Raw genomic sequence first — 15,641 nt, forward strand, 5'->3', positions numbered from 1 at the left:
GAGGACCAGCCGACCGGTGCCGAGAGCCCGCCAGATCGCGAGAGCCGCGCTGCGGGTGTTTTTCGGTTTTTCCCCACCAAGTGCTGCACCTGGTCCGCGGTGTCCACGCGGTCCGACGACCGAAGATGAGACGATGGATGAGCGTGAATCCTCCATCTTGTTCATGCGGCGTCCTCCGCGACGCCCTGCTGCGAACGCACGATGTCGGCATAGACCGGGCAATCCTCCATCAACGCCTCATGCGGCCCGAACCCGACAATCTTTCCGCGATCAAGGACGAGGATGCGGTCCGCATCCCGGATCGATGCAACACGCTGGCTGACGGTCACCGTGACCGCATGCGTGGTCGCTTGCCGAAGCTCCGCCCGCAAGCGCGCATCGGTCGCCTGATCGAGCGCCGAAAAGCTATCATCGAAGAGGTAGAGATCAGCGTCGCAGACCAACGCCCTGGCGATGGCGAGACGTTGTCGCTGGCCTCCGGAAAAATTCGTGCCGCCTTGCGCCACCGGTGCCGCCAGTTTCTCGGGTAGCGCGCGGATAAAATCGGCGGCCTGCGCGATCTCAAGTGCGTCCCAAAGCCTGACATCGTCGGCCTGCGGATTCCCGAGCCGCAAGCTGTCTGCCACGGTGCCCGAGAAGAGATAGGTCTTTTGCGGAACGTAGCCGATCCGCCCACTGAGCGCCTCGGGCGCGATCGCCCGCAGATCGATGCCGCCAAGCAAAACGCGCCCCACGCTCGGATCATCCAGCCGCGCGATGAGATTGACGATGGTGGACTTGCCCGAGCCAGTGGCGCCGATGACGCCAAGGACCTCACCGGGGCCAACCTCGAAATCGATGTTCTCGAGGACCATGGCTTCGGCGCCGGGGTAACCAAAGCTCACCGCCTCGAAGCGCAAGGGCAGCCCTGTCCCTTTTTTGGGCAGAGCTTGCGGATGAGCGGGCGGACCCACTGCAATCTGGCTTTGCAGAAGTTCGCTGATCCGTCGTGCGCTGACCAGCGCACGTGGCAACAGCACGACCAGCATACCCATCATCATCACGGAGATCAGGATTAGCGAGACGTAGGATAGAAAGGAGATCAAGGCGCCTATCTGTAGATCGCCGGCGACGACCCGGCCCGCTCCGGCCCATATCAGGGCGACCGAGGCAAGCTGCATCACCGCGGTCACCGCAGGGCTAATCGTTGCCATCAGCCGCCCTGCATGGAGCGCGGTGTCCGTCAGTTCCGTGTTGGCCGTCGCAAACCGCTGGCTTTCGCGGCCCTCTTGCAAAAAGGCGCGAATGACCCGAATGCCTTCAATCTGTTCGCGCAGGATGGCGTTGACCCCATCGAGTTGTTTCTGCATCCGCTGGAACAATGGCGTTGCGCGAAACGTCAAAAAACCGATGATGAGCGCCAGGATCGGCACCGCGATCAGTAAGAGCCTCGACAACTGCACATCTTGACGCAAAGCCATGATGGCGCCGCCAACCCCCATGATCGGTGCGATCACGATCATGGTCAGCGTCAAGGTGAGCATGGTCTGCACTTGCAGCACGTCATTCGTGCAGCGGGTGATGAGAGAGCCGATACTGAAGCTCTGCACTTGCGCAAGGGCGAGGTTATGGACCTTGGCAAAGACGTCGGCACGCAGAGCCTGACCAACCCGGAAGGCGATCTGCGTGCTCAGCACGACCGCGGTGACGCTGAGGAAAAGCTGCACCAGTGAAGCCGCCGCCATCAATCCGCCATAACTCAAAATCGCGTCGGAAGAGTTGGCGGCAATGCCCTTATCGATGATGTCGGCGCTAAATCCCGGCAGAAGCAGTGATGCCCAAACCTGTCCTAATTGGCACAGCAGCAAGCCTAGCAGCGTCCAGCCATGCATGAGAATCCGGGCGCTCCAACCTTTCGCCGGTGTGGCCGGCGCGGCCAAGATGATCGAGGATTCGGTTGCGCTCATTGTTCGCCTTTTTCCGACTTTCCTATTCAAGACACCGGCCCGCACCAATCCGAGTATTGGGTCGCCAAAGCTTCGACGCGGCTGGTCTCCGCAAAGCTCGGAGTTACAAGGCGTCGCCTTGAACTCAGTCAACATCTGCGGCATGCCGTCCCCTTTGGGCAAGAATATGTATGGTAGCTAATGGGATGGGATCAATGGGCTATAATTTGCATATGTTGCACAGACTTCCTGGGGCTATTCACGCTCAACCGATGGGTTCTGGCCTCCGCGCCGATGATCAAGAATCGTCGGAGTCAGTTCCGCCGACCCACTTTGGGTCAGTCCGGATTGACGCGACCTATGTGAAGATCCGCGGCAAATGGCGATACCTGTATCGAGTGTCGATGCCGCGTGAATTTTCCCCCGAAGTGGGTGCGGGGGGAGTTGAGGGTTTTTCGGTGGCCGTCCGCGCGGCTTTTGTGGCGGCGCGAATCCCAGGGGCGCGATGAGGGCTTTCGAACGAACATGCTCGGGCATAAGTTAGGTATGCTGCCTCAACCGGTAGTTGGATCCCTCAATCTGCACCACGATGGCATGATGCCGCAGTCTGTCGAGCAGTGCGGCGGCGACAACGGGATCGCCGAAGACATCACCCTATTCTATGAGGTCGCAGTTTGACGTCAGGATCATTACGCTGCGTTGACGAGTTGGAAGAATAGGTTGCCGTCGCCCTGGATGACCGGCAGATAGCTGATCTTGTCGACGATCGGCGGACTTGGCCTGCAAAAGAACCGAGTGCATTCCTGCAGTCCGCCTTCCCGCTCGGAACCGGCAAAGGAACCGATCAGATCGGCGAGTGTCGTGAGTGCACGCGGCACTGTAAAACTAACCTGTCGGCGATCGAACTGCGCGATTTTTCAGTATAACTCAAGTCGTTCGTAATCGCCTTTACCGCCGCCAGGTTCTCCTTACGGAGCTCGCTCAGCGAGCCCCCCGCACGAAACTTTCGCCAAGGGCCTGCGGCAGGCTCGCTTTCCTGCCGGCGACGAGCAGCACCAGCATCACCATCGCAAAGGGCAACATCTGGATGACGTCGGTGGGCACGTTCACACCCGCCACCTGCAGCGCCGTGGCAAGCGAAAGGCTGGCCCCGAACAGGAGTGCGCCACCAAGGACCCAGAGCGGGCGTCCCCGTGCCAGCATGGCAAGAACGATGGCGATGAAGCCGTTGCCATGGCTCATGAAGGGAATGAAGACACCTGCGACGGCCACCGACATGAAAGCCCCACCGAGCCCCGCTAGTGCACCCGTGACCAGAACGGCGAGGCTGCGGGTGCGAACCACGTCAACGCCCATGGCGTCCAGCGCCGCAGGCTTGTCTCCGGCCGCCTGGAGGACGGAGCCGAGATGGGTCATCCGATATATCCAGGCAAATAGTGCGACGAAAGCAATTGCCAGATAGACGACCGGAACGTGGTTGAAGAGGATCGGCCCGAGCACGGGTATCTCCGACAGGGGCCATATCGGCCATTTCGAGACACCGTCGAGACGCGGGTAGCTCCGGGAAAACTGCGCGAAATGCAAGAGCGCCGTAAGGCCCTGAACCGCAAGCGTCAGAGCGATCCCGATCACGATCTGGTTGAGGCCCAGGCGCACACAAAACAACACCATGAAGGCCGCAATGAATGCCCCGGCGGCAGCGCCGCCGACAAAGCCCAGGGCCGGGCTGCCACTCGCCCACGCGACGAGAAAACCGGCGTAAGCGCCCGCGAGGATCATGCCCTCGAGACCGATGTTCAATACTCCCGCCTTTTCGGAGAGCTGTTCTCCAAGGCCCGCCAGAAAAAGCGGGGTCCCCGCAGAAATGGCCCCGAGAAACAAAGTTATGATGAAGCTTTCAGTGAAGAGAGACATGTTTCAAACCTTTGCTTAGGGCTTCGCGCGGTAGTGCCGGCGTTTGTCCAGGTATTCGGCAAGCGCCAATGTGATCAGCAACAACGCCACGATGACCAGGGAGAAGAAGCTCGGCACGCCAAGTCGTCGGGCGGCACTTTCGCCACCGATCGTGAGAGCGGAGAAGAGGAAGACATAGGCGATTGAGGCGAAGCCATTCAGTCTGGCGAGAAACACCAGCGGCACGACAGTCAGGCTGTAGGCCGGGTTCCAGTCTGCCCGTACATTGCCTTGGGTGCCAAGAATATCGACAGCTCCGGAAAGCCCCGCCAGGCCGGCCGAAATGGCGAAGACGGCGATCGTCAGTTTCGGCACAGAAAGCCCGGCATGAACCGCGGCCCGCGGATTGGCGCCGACGAGACGCAGCCGCATGCCGAAGGAAGTGCGTGTCATCATCAGATGCACCGCCATGATCACGATCAGGCCAATAATCAGGCCGGATGAAACGGTTGTGTCAAAAAGCTTGGGCAGCCGAGCCTCCACCGGGAGGGTGCGTGTCTGGGGTGTCGTGGTGGCAGGGTCGAGAAAAGCGAGCTTGACCAATACGTTGGCGAGCGAAACGCCGAGAAAGCTCATCATCAGCGTTGTGATGATCTCGTTGATCCCGTGCCAAGCCTTCAACAGGGCCGGCAGGACACCCCATAGCGCCCCGATCACGGCACCGATGAAGAGGCCGATCATTAGGTTGATCCAGATGGGAAAGCCGGCGCCGAACATCAGCGGCGTTACCGCCGCGACGATAACGGCAGCCAGCAGAAACTGGCCATCGCCGCCCAGATTCCAGATCCCCGCGCGGAATGCGACGATCAGGCTGGCAGCGATAAGGAGGAAGGGACCCATCCTGGTCAATGTTGCTGCCAATCCGGAGGGCGACAAAATCGCCCTGTCCACTACATAGGTATAGTAGCTAAGGGGATTAACGCCCATCGCCAGAAGAATGATCCCGCCGAGCGCCAATGCTGCGATGAGCGGCCCGACGCTGATGGTCAACACGCGGCCCCATGCCGGGAATGTCCTCGATCTGCCGGAGTTGGTCGTCCTGACAGCGGTCGCTTGTGGTTCGCTCATTCTTCTTCTCCGGTACTCATCAGGCGGCCGACTGCATCGCGGGCGCCCGGGCCATTCTGGACAGCGCCCAACAGTTTTCCCCTATCAATCACGCTGATCCGATCTGCTAGCTCCAGAAGTTCATCGAGATCCGTTGAGATCAACAGGACCGCCTTGCCGCTGCTTGCGGCCTCACGGATACGCTCGCGTGTCGCGCGAATGTTCTTGACGTCAAGACCATAGGTCGGTTTGGCGAAGATCACCGCTTCAGCCGCCCCAGTCAGTTCCCGCGCCAGAAGAACCTTCTGGATGTTGCCGCCAGAAAGCGTGCCCACCGGCGTTTGAATGCTCGGCGTTCTTATGTCGAAATTGCGGACATGCTCAGCGGCCTGCGCGTTGATCGCCTTCGGTTTCTCCAGCCCCCCTTGCCAGAACGGCGCGGCGCCGATGTCTTTAAGCAGGAAGTTCGTAGCCACGGCGAAGATGCCCACCGTGCCTTCGCCCAGTCGATCATCCGTTACATATCTAAGTCCGGCAACACGGCGTGCGCCGACGCTCCGCGCGCCGATCTCCGTGCCGTTGAGCTGAACGCTGCCGAATGCCTTCGTCTGGCCGGCCAGAGCCTCGGCGAGTTCCTTTTGGCCATTACCGTCGATGCCGGCGATTCCCAGAATTTCGCCTGCGCGTATGCTGAAAGCAATGTCGTTCAGCGGGATGCGTCCGGCCTGCGAGGTGAGGCCTTCGACCTTCAGAACCACCGCTCCGAAATCGCGTTCAGGGCGAGCCCAAGCACTCGCTTTGTCGACAGCCGCCTGGCCGAACATGAAGCCGATGATGTTGGCAGTGTTCTGTTCGTCGGATTGCTCCCGAAGCTCCTGTGGGCCGATGGATCCCGCATTGCGGCCAAGTCGCAGAACCGAGATCCGGTCGCCATAGGCCAACGCCTCGTTCAGCTTGTGGGTGATAAAGATGACCGCGAGACCATCGGCCGCAAGTCGGCGCATCAATGCGCCGAGTGCGGTTGCCTCGTGGGGGGTCAGCATGGCCGTGGCTTCGTCGAGGATCAGGCACCGGCTTCCGCGCATGAGGGCACGCAGGATCTCGACCTGCTGGCGTTCGCCGAGCGAAAGGGTGGAGACCAGTGCGAAGGGATCGACCCGTAGGCCGACGCGCTCCGCAGTCTCGCGAATGCGTTTGGCGACACCGCTCCGGTCCGGTTTGCGCCACCAGACTCCGTCGAGCGTGAAATTGTCCACGACGCTCAGGCTGGGCACCAACATGGAATGTTGGAAGACCGTCCCGATGCCGAGGGAGAGGGCTTGGCGAGGCGAAGTAATGGTAACCGCGGCTCCGTCGATCTCGATCGATCCGCCGTCCGGCTGCTGTAGCCCTGAAAGCATGCCGACAAGCGTCGACTTGCCGGCGCCGTTCTCGCCGAGTAGCACATGTACTTCGCCGGGCCATATATCGACGTTGACATTGTTGTTGGCGATTACACCGGGAAAGCGCTTGGTAACGCCGCGCAGACCGATGAACGGCCTCCCGAGCGCGTGTGACGGAGAGGCTGCTGCCTCGATTGTCGCCTGCATCTCAAATTCCTTCATGAGGGTCTGGGTTGCCGCATGCGTCATACATCCGGCAACCCAGGTTGGAGCAGGATGGCTCAGTTGGAGCCGACCGTCTTGACCAGCGCGTGCACGCTGTCGGCGTCGAATTTCTGCTCGACCTTGATCTTCCCGGAGATGATGTCCTCCTGAAGTGCCTCGATCTCCGTCCAGACATTTTCCGGAGCGTTGGCGGTCTTCAGCAGGCGGAGGCTGCCGTCCGCGAGTCTGATATTGTAGTTCCGGCTGCCGTACTTGCCGTCCTTGAGATCCTGGATCATAGCGACATAGACCGGTTCAAGGTTCCAGATGACCGATGACAGCAGGTGTCCCTTGTCGATCGATGTCTTGTCACCGATCACATCGATGAAGTAGGCCTTGCCACCATCGGTTGCCGGTGTGGTTTCAACGGCCTGCAGCATGCCGAAGCTGGACCCGTTGCCCTGGCCGAAAATAATGTCCGCGCCCGAAGCGATGACCGTTTCGGTCACGCGCTTGCCACCGGCCGCATCCGCATAGGCTGCCGGGCCGATAACCGCATAGCGGACTTCGACCGCCGGATTCTCCGCCTTGACGCCTTGGGCGAAGGCGACCGACATGTTGTTCCAAGACGGAGGCTCGCCGGAAACGACGATGCCGACGACCTTGGTACGGGATACCTTGGCGGCCAGGCGGCCCGCCAGATAGGCGCCCTCGCCGCCGGCTGCGGTGTAGTCGGCGATCTTGCCGGCGGCCAGTTTGTCGGGGCTGTCGACGATGGCCACGGGAACGCCCAGTTCTTCACCGATCTCCGGCGCGGCAGTGTTGTAACCGGAGGCGTGGGCGATGAGAAGGTCGGCGCCGTCCTCGGCAAGCTCGCGCAATGTGGGACGAACATCACCATAGCCGAGGTTCTCGGCGACGATCACCTTTACACCCGCAGCTTCACCGGCGGCCTTGGCTGCGTCGACGCCCTGCTGGTTCCAGCCCATATCGGTGCCCATTTCCGGGGCCAGAATAGCAATGGAGTCCACGTCCGCAGCCGATGCTGCCCCTGAATTAAAAGCAACGGTGGACAACACAATCGCAGCTATACTTACTGACGACTTGATTTTATTCCTCATTATATTGTTCCCATTCTTGATTGTTGTTGACGGTAATTCGACATGTGCTAGATTTTACTTATCGTAAAACCGCAGAATTGGATCATGATATGAAAGTCCGCCTCCTTCTTGTTCCGGCGCTCCTCTCGAGCCTCGCTTCCACTCCGGCCCTTTCCGCGGCGCAGGCTCTAGATTTTGCGATCGAAAATACTGGAAAGGCCGCGTTGACCTGCAGTGCCGCCTTCGCGCACTGGTTTTCCGCCGATCTCGGAGAAGCCGCCCCTGGCGCGAGCATCTCTTTCAGTCTAGGCGTCGACGTTGATTCCGGAACGGTGTTCCAGAAAAATACCGTCGGTGACAAAATGGCAGTGCAACGCGTCTGGTGTGGCCTCAAGGGTGACGACTGGCGAACGAGAGATGAAATTCCGCTAGAGCATCGGGCAGGCGTAGTCCCCGAGCCGGTTCGTCTGCGGTGTGCGACAGCGGGAGAGAAGACTCGCTGCGTCGCGCAGTAGGCACCTTCGCAGCCTGCTGCTTGCCATCTTGTGCGATGCGAGATCCGGTCCCCCTTCTCGGCGGGACCGACTGGGCGGCGCAAGGAATCAAAGAGTGCCTGGAAATCCATAACGACGTTCTCGATTGACAGCGTCAGAATACGATAGCATGATCATACCGTAATACAATAATGAAAAGGGCGGCGAGAGAAAATTTTCGCTTCCATAGATTAAGCACATGAATTCAAACGAATTATTGTGGGTCTCTGGTCGCCGAACATGAGAGGAAAAGTGAAAATGAGGACTGCAATAGTCACTGGAGCCAGTCGCGGATTGGGGCGAGCCTTCGCAATCGGACTGGCAAGGGACGGCTTCGCGCTGAGCCTTTGCGCTCGCGATACGGAGGGTCTGGAGGCGACTGCCGAAATGGCGCGGGCCGCTGGTTCACCCAAGGTCGTCCTCGTCGCCGCAGATCTTTCGCAGACGGGTGCCGCCGAAAAGGTCGTTGGCGCCACATTGGAGGCGACCGGGCGCATCGATGCATTGATCAATAATGCGGGCGCGACCAAGCGGGGCGATTTCTTCGTGCTGACTGAGGACGATTTTCTTGAAGGCTTCGCACTCAAGTTTCACGCGACGGTGCGCTTCTGCAAGGCCGCCTGGCCCGCCTTGGCCGAAAGCAAGGGCGCGATTGTGAACATCTCCGGCGTCGGCGCTCACACCCCGGAACCCGATTTCACCATCGGCGGTTCTGTCAACTCCGCGCTGATCAATTTCACCAAGGCCATCTCCAAGCGCGTCGGAGATACCGGGATGCGGATCAACACCCTATGCCCCGGCCACATCGTCACAGACCGACTTGCCAAGCGTATCGAAACTCTGGCCCGGGAGCGGGGGATTTTGCTTGAGGACGCACGCGAGGAAATGCGCCTGGAGCAGGGCATCCAGCGCTTTGCCGATCCTGAAGAAGTCGCAAACGTGGTCCGTTTTCTTTGCAGTCCGGCCGCATCGTACATTCATGGCGCCGTCATCAACGTGGATGGTGGCGCAACGCCAGGGATCTGACTATTCGGCCCGTAGTCGGGCCGAACTCAGTCTTCGCCTTCTTCGGCCAGCCGCTCGCGCAGGATGGCGACCGCGGTCTTCCCGGCGTTCATCACATGACGCGCGGCGGCCTTGCGGGCTTCCTTTCCTCGTCGGGCGGCGAGGTGCCCGACGACCTCCTCAAGTTCCTCAAGGCTCTCTCGCGTCCGCCCAGGTGCGCCCAACGATGTTGCGCGCAAAACCATCACGCGTGCGTTGAGCGAGGAAAGCGTATGCCCCAAGGCCTCGTTGTGGGCCCCGTAGATCAGGCAATCGTAAAAGGCGTTCTTCGCGGTCAACCGTTCCAGCGGATCCGTAATCTTCTCTCCGCGTTTCAGAACCTCGAATGCAGCCTTCAACGCCTCGATATCCTCATCCGTCGCATTGCGGGCGAACAACTCGCAGGCCAATCCTTCCAGTTCGATCCGTACCTGATAGATACCCTCCGCCTGTTCCGGAAGCAGACGAGCGACGATCGGCCCGCGATGGGGGACGACCTGCACCAGGCCCTCGCTCTCCAGCTGACGCAGTGCCTCACGCACGGCGGTGCGGCTTACGCCGGTCATTTCGCAGAGATCCCGCTCGGTGATGCGCTCCCCGGCTTTGAAGTATCCAACCGCAATCGAGTCGCGGATGCTCTCGGTGACGCTGTGGCGGACGGGTGCCGCAGCCTTGATGACCTTGAAATCAATGGGCGGAGTTTTCCGATGCAGAAGCTTAGCCATCAGTTGGTGCTCCGTTTGCGAACTGAAAGTTGATAATACGGTATTACTACACGGAAACTGCCTGCTTTAAAAGCGCTAGATTGCCCGAGTGCCTGTTTTGGATGCAGTGTCCTGTTCGTGGTTGTTCGCGGCCGGGTGTCTTGCAGATGCCCTTGCGTGAAAATCTCAGTCCTCATGGCGTCGATCAATCAAGAAAAATCGAGAACATCAAGAATTTTATTCATGTTTTAAATTTAGTGAAATTCTACATATTATTAAAATTCGGGTATCTTTTAAGTATATCCATACCTTTTTAGGGAATAAGTATATGGATTGTTCGGACGCATATTCGTTATTACCGAATTCCGGAACAGTTGTTACCGCCAGAATTTAGGGCTTTTCGCTAATCTCAACAGCTTTCCGACGTGTGCGATCTCCCCGGTGGGGGCCAGTCCACAAGGTCAAAGCGGGCGTCGAGTCGGAGGACCTCCCGGAGTGGCGCCACGGCTCCGGGAAACATGTTTCGACTGCAACGCCCCTCATGTCGGAGGAAGCCTTACGCCTGCGCTTCGCCGATCACAGTCATCGCCGCCGCGACGCCGGCTCCTACATCGATCCCTTTCACGCCGGCCGCCTGGAGGCCACCCGCAATGGCTGCGACAGAAATAAGCGAATAGGTCGGACGCGCTGTCGGCCCCATGTGCCCAATGCGGGTGAGCTTGCCTAGTGTCTCTGCGCGTCCCGACGAGAAGACGATGCCGTAGCGAGCCCGGATCGATGCCCGCAGCTTTGCCTCATCAACACCATCCGGAATTGCGACTGCGGTACAGGTCGGCGAGGCAATCGCTTCACTTGCTGCCCAAAGTCTGAGGCCGGCGGCCTGGATCCCTGCTCGGCAGGCCTTGGCCGTCAAGGCATGACGTGCCCACACAGCCTGTTCTCCCTCCTCCAGATAAAGATCGAGTGCCGCATCAAGGGCATAGATCTCTGAGACGGACGGGGTGAAGGGGAACGGCTGACTCGCATCGAACGCTTGTTTCCAGTCGCTGATGGACAGGATGGAGGCGGTCGGAGCGTCTGGGTTGGCCGCGATCTTCTCCCAGGCTGCCTCGCTCACATGCAAGAGAGACAGTCCCGGCGGGCAACCGAGGCATTTGTTCGGTCCCGTCACGAAGATGTCGGCACAACAGGTTTCCGGCAGGACTTCCATTCCGCCGAATGCCGATACGGAATCGACGATCAGGAGTCTTCCGGCCTCACGCACGACCGCGCCGATTTGCGCGACGGGATTGACCGTGCCGGACGGCGTATCGTGATGGCAAATGGAGACGATGGCAATGTCGGGACGCTTCTTCAGCATGTCGGCCACAGCATCCGCAGTGAGCACTTCGTTGTAAGGAACTTCCAGTTCGACCAGTTCCTTTGCGTAGCGCGCAGCCCAGAAGCCGAAGCCTTTTCCGTACACCCCTGAAACGAGGTTGAGCACGACGTCATTCTTGGCGATCAGCGACGCAGCCGCAGCCTCGAGCCCTAGCACGGGCTCGCCCTGAAGGATCACCGGCGGAGCGGTCGTGTGGAAGACCTGCCGAACCTTCGCGTTCGTTGCCTCATATTGCTCGAGGAAAGCCGGATCGTAGTCGTAGAGAACAGGCCTGGACAACGCCCGCAACACCGCAGGATAGGCGTCCACCGGGCCGGTCGTCAGCGTGAATATCGGATCTGAATATGTTCTGCGGCTCATGAGTTTCTCCTGTGATCTCTATTCTGGAAAAATTGCAGGCTGTGTTGCGCGCAGGAACGCCGCGCCATCGACGGCGTCGTCTAGGCTCTCCAGGGCGGCAATTAGGGCGTCGACCTTAAGGTGAAGACATCGCCACGTTACCTGGTCGCGGAATTTTCCGGCGAGGTCCGCATCGCTCAGCGGGTGGTCGAGCCCGCTTTTCGCGGCCGTGACCTTGTGCAGGATCTCGCGTCCTCCGCTCAGGCGAAGACAGATCTGCACCGCGTCCAGTGCAGTGGTGGGGTCGTCGCGGAAAACGAGTTTGTCGCTGAGCGCGCGGACCTGTGGATCGGCGACCGCATCGTCGGAAAAGGCAGCCAGATCGGCACTTCCGTGCAGCAGGCTGACGGCGACAGCATGTTGAGCGCTGACCTGCGCCAACCGACCGGAAGTCACGCCGGGCCGGTCGGTTCGCTGACGCAGGAGCGGATGGCCGATGAGCTCCACCGACTCGATGTCAGCCGCGCCGAAACCGCCTTTCGCATGCAGTGCCAGACATGCCTCGATCACAGGGTTCAGTACGACGCCGCACGGGTAGGGTTTGAAGGTGTTGCTGAGTATTTCCCAGCGGCTGCCGAGCTCTCCGGTGATGGCAGAATAGTCCGGCGCGTCCGAGTGAAGCGCCAGAAAACCGCGCTTTCCCTCCAGCGGGGCTTCGGGGCCGGTGTACCCGTCGGCGGCGAGCAGCGCGGCCATCAGACCGCCGCGCGCAGCCTGGCCCACCGAGAGGCTTTTCGACATGGTGCCGAGCGTTTCGACCGACCCCGCGCCTTGCGCCAGCGCATGTCCGAGTGCGTCGACCAGTTGGGACGGCGACAGGTCGAGCAGGCGCCCGGCCGCCATGGCCGCGCCGAAAATCCCGCATGTCGACGTGATGTGCCAGCCGCGTGCATAGTGCATCGGATGGAGAGCGTTCCCCAGACGACACGTGACCTCTGCCCCGAGCACAAACGCCTCGATGAGTGCGCGGCCGCTGACTGGCTTTCCCTTGGCGGCCAGGGTTTCCGCCAAGGCCAAGACGGCAGGTCCGACGGGCGCCGAGGGGTGGATTACGGTCGGGATATGCGTATCGTCATAGTCGAAGATATTTGCCGAAGCCGCATTTATGTAAGCAGCCCATAACATATCGGCCCGTTCTGGGCGTCCGATCAACGTATTGGTCGCAGGACCAGAGAAGACCGGCAGCAGGGCTGCCAGTTTGTCGATGGCCGCTTCGCCGGAGCCGCCGATTGCCGTACCCACCATGTTGAGCAGGGAACGCCGCCCGGCAAGGAGGGCGGAATCAGGCAGCGTCGGCGGCATGTGTACGAAGGCGGCGAGAGTAGCACTGACGCTCGTCATGTCAGGCGCCGGCGGCCTTGCCGCGTACTTCGGTATCCGCCCACTTCTCAAGGGGGCGGATGATCGCTGTCATATCGGCCGACGGGCCGCAATCGGCTTTGGTGATCGAAAAGAGCATCCGCACCGCATTGCCGACCAGCATGGGCACGCCGAGCCGATCGGCTTCCTCGAGGCAAAGGCGGATGTCTTTGAGTGACAACCCAATGGCGAAGCCGAAGTCGAAACCGCGCGGCAGGACGAAACGGGGAATCTTGTCGACGCTTGCGGAGGTGCGACCGGATCCGGCATTGAGCACCTCAATCATGACGTCGGCATCAAGGCCGGCCTTGGCGCCCATCACCATAGCCTCGGATGTGATCGCCAGCGCTGCAGCCGAGCAGATGTTGTTGATGAGCTTCATCACCTGAGCCTTCCCAGGCTCTTCGGCGACGCGTATCACCTTGCCGAGAGTGAGGAGCATCGGCTCGACAACGGCGAAATCGGCCGATGGGCCCGCGGCCATCAGAGCCAAGGTGCCTTTCGTCGCGCCCGCGACGCCACCTGATACCGGACTGTCGACCAAAGCGATGCCAGCTGCGGACAAGATCTCCGCCAGATCCATCTCGGCCTTCGGGCCGGTTGTGGAAAGGTCGACAACGCGTTTCACGATGCCGGGATTTTCGGCAATATTCCGGCCGACGGCCAGTACCACCTCAGGCGTGGGCAGCGACAGGAAAAGCGTTTCCGCGCGCCCGGTCAGTTCAGGAATGGTCGCTGCCGCCACTGCCCCGGCATCCGTCAGGGCGGTGACCGCCGCTTCGGCACGATCATTGACGACAAGCGTGTAGCCCGCGCCGATAATGCGCTCCGCCATCGGACGGCCCATGTTGCCGAGGCCAATGAAACCAATCTCACTCATTCAACTCTCCTGTTGTCGCGGCTCGCTCTTCAAGCGAAAGACCAGCCATTGTCTACGGGGATGGCCGCGCCATTGATGCCCTCACTCGAGGGGCCGCAAAGGAACTGCGCAAGCGCCGTCACCGTCTCTATCGGAATGAACTTGCCCCCCGGCTGCCGGGTGGAAAGGAAAAGCCTCTCCGCCTCGTCGCGGGAAATGCCCTTGTCGTTCGCGAGCGTCTTGATGCGCTCGAGCGCCGAATCGGTCGCCATCAGGCCCGGGCAGATCGCGTTGCAGGTGATGCGCGTCGCGGCGAGCTCAAGCGCGACGGTGCGCGTCAGGCCGATCATCGCATGCTTGGTCGTCACGTAGTCCGCGCGCCCGGCAAGCGCCATCAGGCTGTAGACCGAGGCCATGTTGATGATGCGCCCCTGGTTTCGCTCCCGCATCTTTGGCAGGCACGCCCGGATCAGCCGGAACGGCGCCGACAGATTGACCTCGAGAGCCCGATCCCAGTCCGCATCGCCGAGCGTCTCCACCGGCGACATCTTGCGGACCACGGCATTGTTGATCAGCACGTCGATCTGGCCGAGATGGCTTTCCGCCTCGTCGACGAGGCAGGCGGCGGCACCCGTTTCGGAGAGGTCGATTTCGACCGCGCCGACTGGGCGGCCGATTTCCTCGGCCAGTCCATCGGCTGCGTCTTCCACGTCCGGCAGAATGTCGGTCAGAAAGACCCGATCTCCGGCCTTCGCAAAGGATCGTGCCAGTTCGAGCCCGAGGCCGACGGCGGAACCCGTAATCAGCACACCTCGTCCGCTAGGGAATTTCATCGCGAAAGTTCCTCCCACGACAGGGAAGGTGCGACGTCCAGCCGAACGACGACACCTTCCAGTTCCGTCGAGGCCGCGGGATAGGCCCGCATTACCGCCGGATCATGCCCCGGCACGATGTGATCGAGGCTGGGTGCCAGTTCGATCAGCCGCGAATAACCGCGAACAAGCGCCGCTTCGTCGAACAGCACCGGGAAAGGATTGCCACGTTCCATGTTGGCGTAGAAGTGCGTGGCGTCGGATGCGAGCACGACCCATCCGCGCTTGGTCATGACGCGAACAGCCTGCAATCCGGCGCTATGACCCGGTATCGCATGGAGCCAGAGGCCGGGCGTGAGCTCCTGGTCACCTCGGTGAAACTCAATTCTGCCGGCATAGAGGCTTCGAATGTAGGCAACGATATTCTCGACGTCGAAGGGTGCACGTGCCTTCGCATTGCACATGCATGGACCCGTGGCGTGACCCGCTTCGTCGACCTGGAGGTGGAACCGCGCAGCCGGAAAGCCCCCCAAGGTGCCCGCATGATCATAGTGAAGATGAGTCAAGATGACCTGCGACACCTCGCGAGCGTCGACGCCAAGCAGGGCGAGTGCGTCTGTGGGATGGCGCAGCAACGTGCGTCCGCGCGCCTTGGCCGCATCATGGCCGAATCCCGTGTCGATTACGAAGACCTCGTCTGCGCGGCGGGCCAGCCAGATGAAGTAGTCGAGATTGGCGCCCGCCTCATGTGGATCCGCACGGAGAAAGTTGTCCTTGGCGGTGCGCCCGCCGTGCATAGCATAGCGCAGGGCGTAAAGCTCGAATGGCACTATTCCTGCCTCAGACTCAGCCGTCGGGTCAATCATGCTCATTCCAATCCTGGTCGCCATCCGAGATGGATTTCAAAACTGCTCTTACAATATGACCGTAATCTTGTCA

The 15,641-nt window shown here is 60.6% G+C and carries 13 protein-coding genes and 2 pseudogenes; 3 read left to right on the forward strand and 12 right to left on the reverse strand.

Translation table 11 applies throughout. The features are described from left to right. Positions 1-161 precede the first annotated feature (161 nt). Positions 162-1,946, reverse strand: a complete 1,785-nt coding sequence (locus tag RNA01_RS20130) for an ABC transporter ATP-binding protein (protein ID WP_210245789.1) — start codon at positions 1,944-1,946, stop codon at positions 162-164. A 240-nt stretch (positions 1,947-2,186) separates the two neighbouring features. On the opposite strand from RNA01_RS20130, the pseudogene RNA01_RS24495 reads away from it, so the two are divergent. Further along, positions 2,187-2,323: pseudogene (locus RNA01_RS24495) on the forward strand (IS6 family transposase); the annotation flags it as partial. 43 nt (positions 2,324-2,366) lie between these two features. On the opposite strand, the pseudogene RNA01_RS20140 reads toward RNA01_RS24495, so the two are convergent. From RNA01_RS20140 to RNA01_RS20160, 5 genes and pseudogenes are all read right to left on the reverse strand, one after another. Next, positions 2,367-2,788, reverse strand: a pseudogene (locus tag RNA01_RS20140) (ATP-binding protein); the annotation flags it as partial. 118 nt (positions 2,789-2,906) lie between these two features. Further along, entirely contained in the window at positions 2,907-3,839 is a 933-nt protein-coding gene (locus RNA01_RS20145; RefSeq protein WP_147181952.1) for a putative B6 ABC transporter permease subunit 1, read from the reverse strand. A gap of 15 nt (positions 3,840-3,854) precedes the next feature. Further along, positions 3,855-4,946 carry a putative B6 ABC transporter permease subunit 2 gene (locus RNA01_RS20150; protein ID WP_147181953.1) on the reverse strand — a complete coding sequence of 364 codons (1,092 nt, stop codon included), beginning with the start codon at positions 4,944-4,946 and terminating at the stop codon, positions 3,855-3,857. Further along, entirely contained in the window at positions 4,943-6,514 is a 1,572-nt protein-coding gene (locus tag RNA01_RS20155; RefSeq protein ID WP_147181954.1) for a putative B6 ABC transporter ATP-binding protein, read from the reverse strand. The genes RNA01_RS20150 and RNA01_RS20155 overlap by 4 nt, the downstream gene beginning before the upstream one ends. A gap of 74 nt (positions 6,515-6,588) precedes the next feature. Beyond that, positions 6,589-7,542: a putative B6 ABC transporter substrate-binding protein gene (locus RNA01_RS20160; protein ID WP_235916810.1), complete on the reverse strand. Its 954-nt coding sequence runs from the start codon at positions 7,540-7,542 to the stop codon at positions 6,589-6,591. 179 nt (positions 7,543-7,721) lie between these two features. On the opposite strand from RNA01_RS20160, the gene RNA01_RS20165 reads away from it, so the two are divergent. Both RNA01_RS20165 and RNA01_RS20170 read left to right on the forward strand, forming a co-directional pair. After that, complete coding sequence (locus tag RNA01_RS20165; protein ID WP_147181956.1) at positions 7,722-8,126, forward strand: hypothetical protein; 405 nt, start codon at positions 7,722-7,724, stop codon at positions 8,124-8,126. 276 nt (positions 8,127-8,402) lie between these two features. After that, positions 8,403-9,170 carry an SDR family oxidoreductase gene (locus RNA01_RS20170; RefSeq protein ID WP_210245790.1) on the forward strand — a complete coding sequence of 256 codons (768 nt, stop codon included), beginning with the start codon at positions 8,403-8,405 and terminating at the stop codon, positions 9,168-9,170. 26 nt (positions 9,171-9,196) lie between these two features. Here the strand turns inward: RNA01_RS20170 and RNA01_RS20175 are convergent, their stop codons facing one another. From RNA01_RS20175 to RNA01_RS20200, 6 genes are all read right to left on the reverse strand, one after another. Beyond that, complete coding sequence (locus tag RNA01_RS20175) at positions 9,197-9,913, reverse strand: GntR family transcriptional regulator (protein WP_147181958.1); 717 nt, start codon at positions 9,911-9,913, stop codon at positions 9,197-9,199. A 535-nt stretch (positions 9,914-10,448) separates the two neighbouring features. Beyond that, the gene (gene ppaT, locus RNA01_RS20180) at positions 10,449-11,633 is read right to left on the reverse strand and encodes a pyridoxamine--pyruvate transaminase (RefSeq protein ID WP_147181959.1); all 1,185 of its coding nucleotides are present in this window, start codon (positions 11,631-11,633) and stop codon (positions 10,449-10,451) included. Positions 11,634-11,651: 18 nt separating this feature from the next. After that, complete coding sequence (locus RNA01_RS20185) at positions 11,652-13,013, reverse strand: MmgE/PrpD family protein (RefSeq protein ID WP_147181960.1); 1,362 nt, start codon at positions 13,011-13,013, stop codon at positions 11,652-11,654. 1 nt (position 13,014) lies between these two features. After that, positions 13,015-13,911 (reverse strand): NAD(P)-dependent oxidoreductase, encoded by an 897-nt coding sequence (locus RNA01_RS20190; RefSeq protein WP_147181961.1) that lies wholly within the window; start codon positions 13,909-13,911, stop codon positions 13,015-13,017. A 29-nt stretch (positions 13,912-13,940) separates the two neighbouring features. Next, positions 13,941-14,723, reverse strand: coding sequence for an SDR family NAD(P)-dependent oxidoreductase (locus tag RNA01_RS20195; RefSeq protein WP_147181962.1), 783 nt, complete (start codon positions 14,721-14,723; stop codon positions 13,941-13,943). Beyond that, entirely contained in the window at positions 14,720-15,574 is an 855-nt protein-coding gene (locus tag RNA01_RS20200; RefSeq protein WP_235916811.1) for an N-acyl homoserine lactonase family protein, read from the reverse strand. Before RNA01_RS20200 ends, RNA01_RS20195 begins: the two co-directional genes overlap by 4 nt. Between the last annotated feature and the right edge of the window lie 67 nt (positions 15,575-15,641).

It is taken from the genome of Paenirhizobium naphthalenivorans (genome assembly GCF_007992095.1).
GTDB classification, from domain to species: Bacteria; Pseudomonadota; Alphaproteobacteria; order Rhizobiales; family Rhizobiaceae; genus Allorhizobium; species Allorhizobium naphthalenivorans.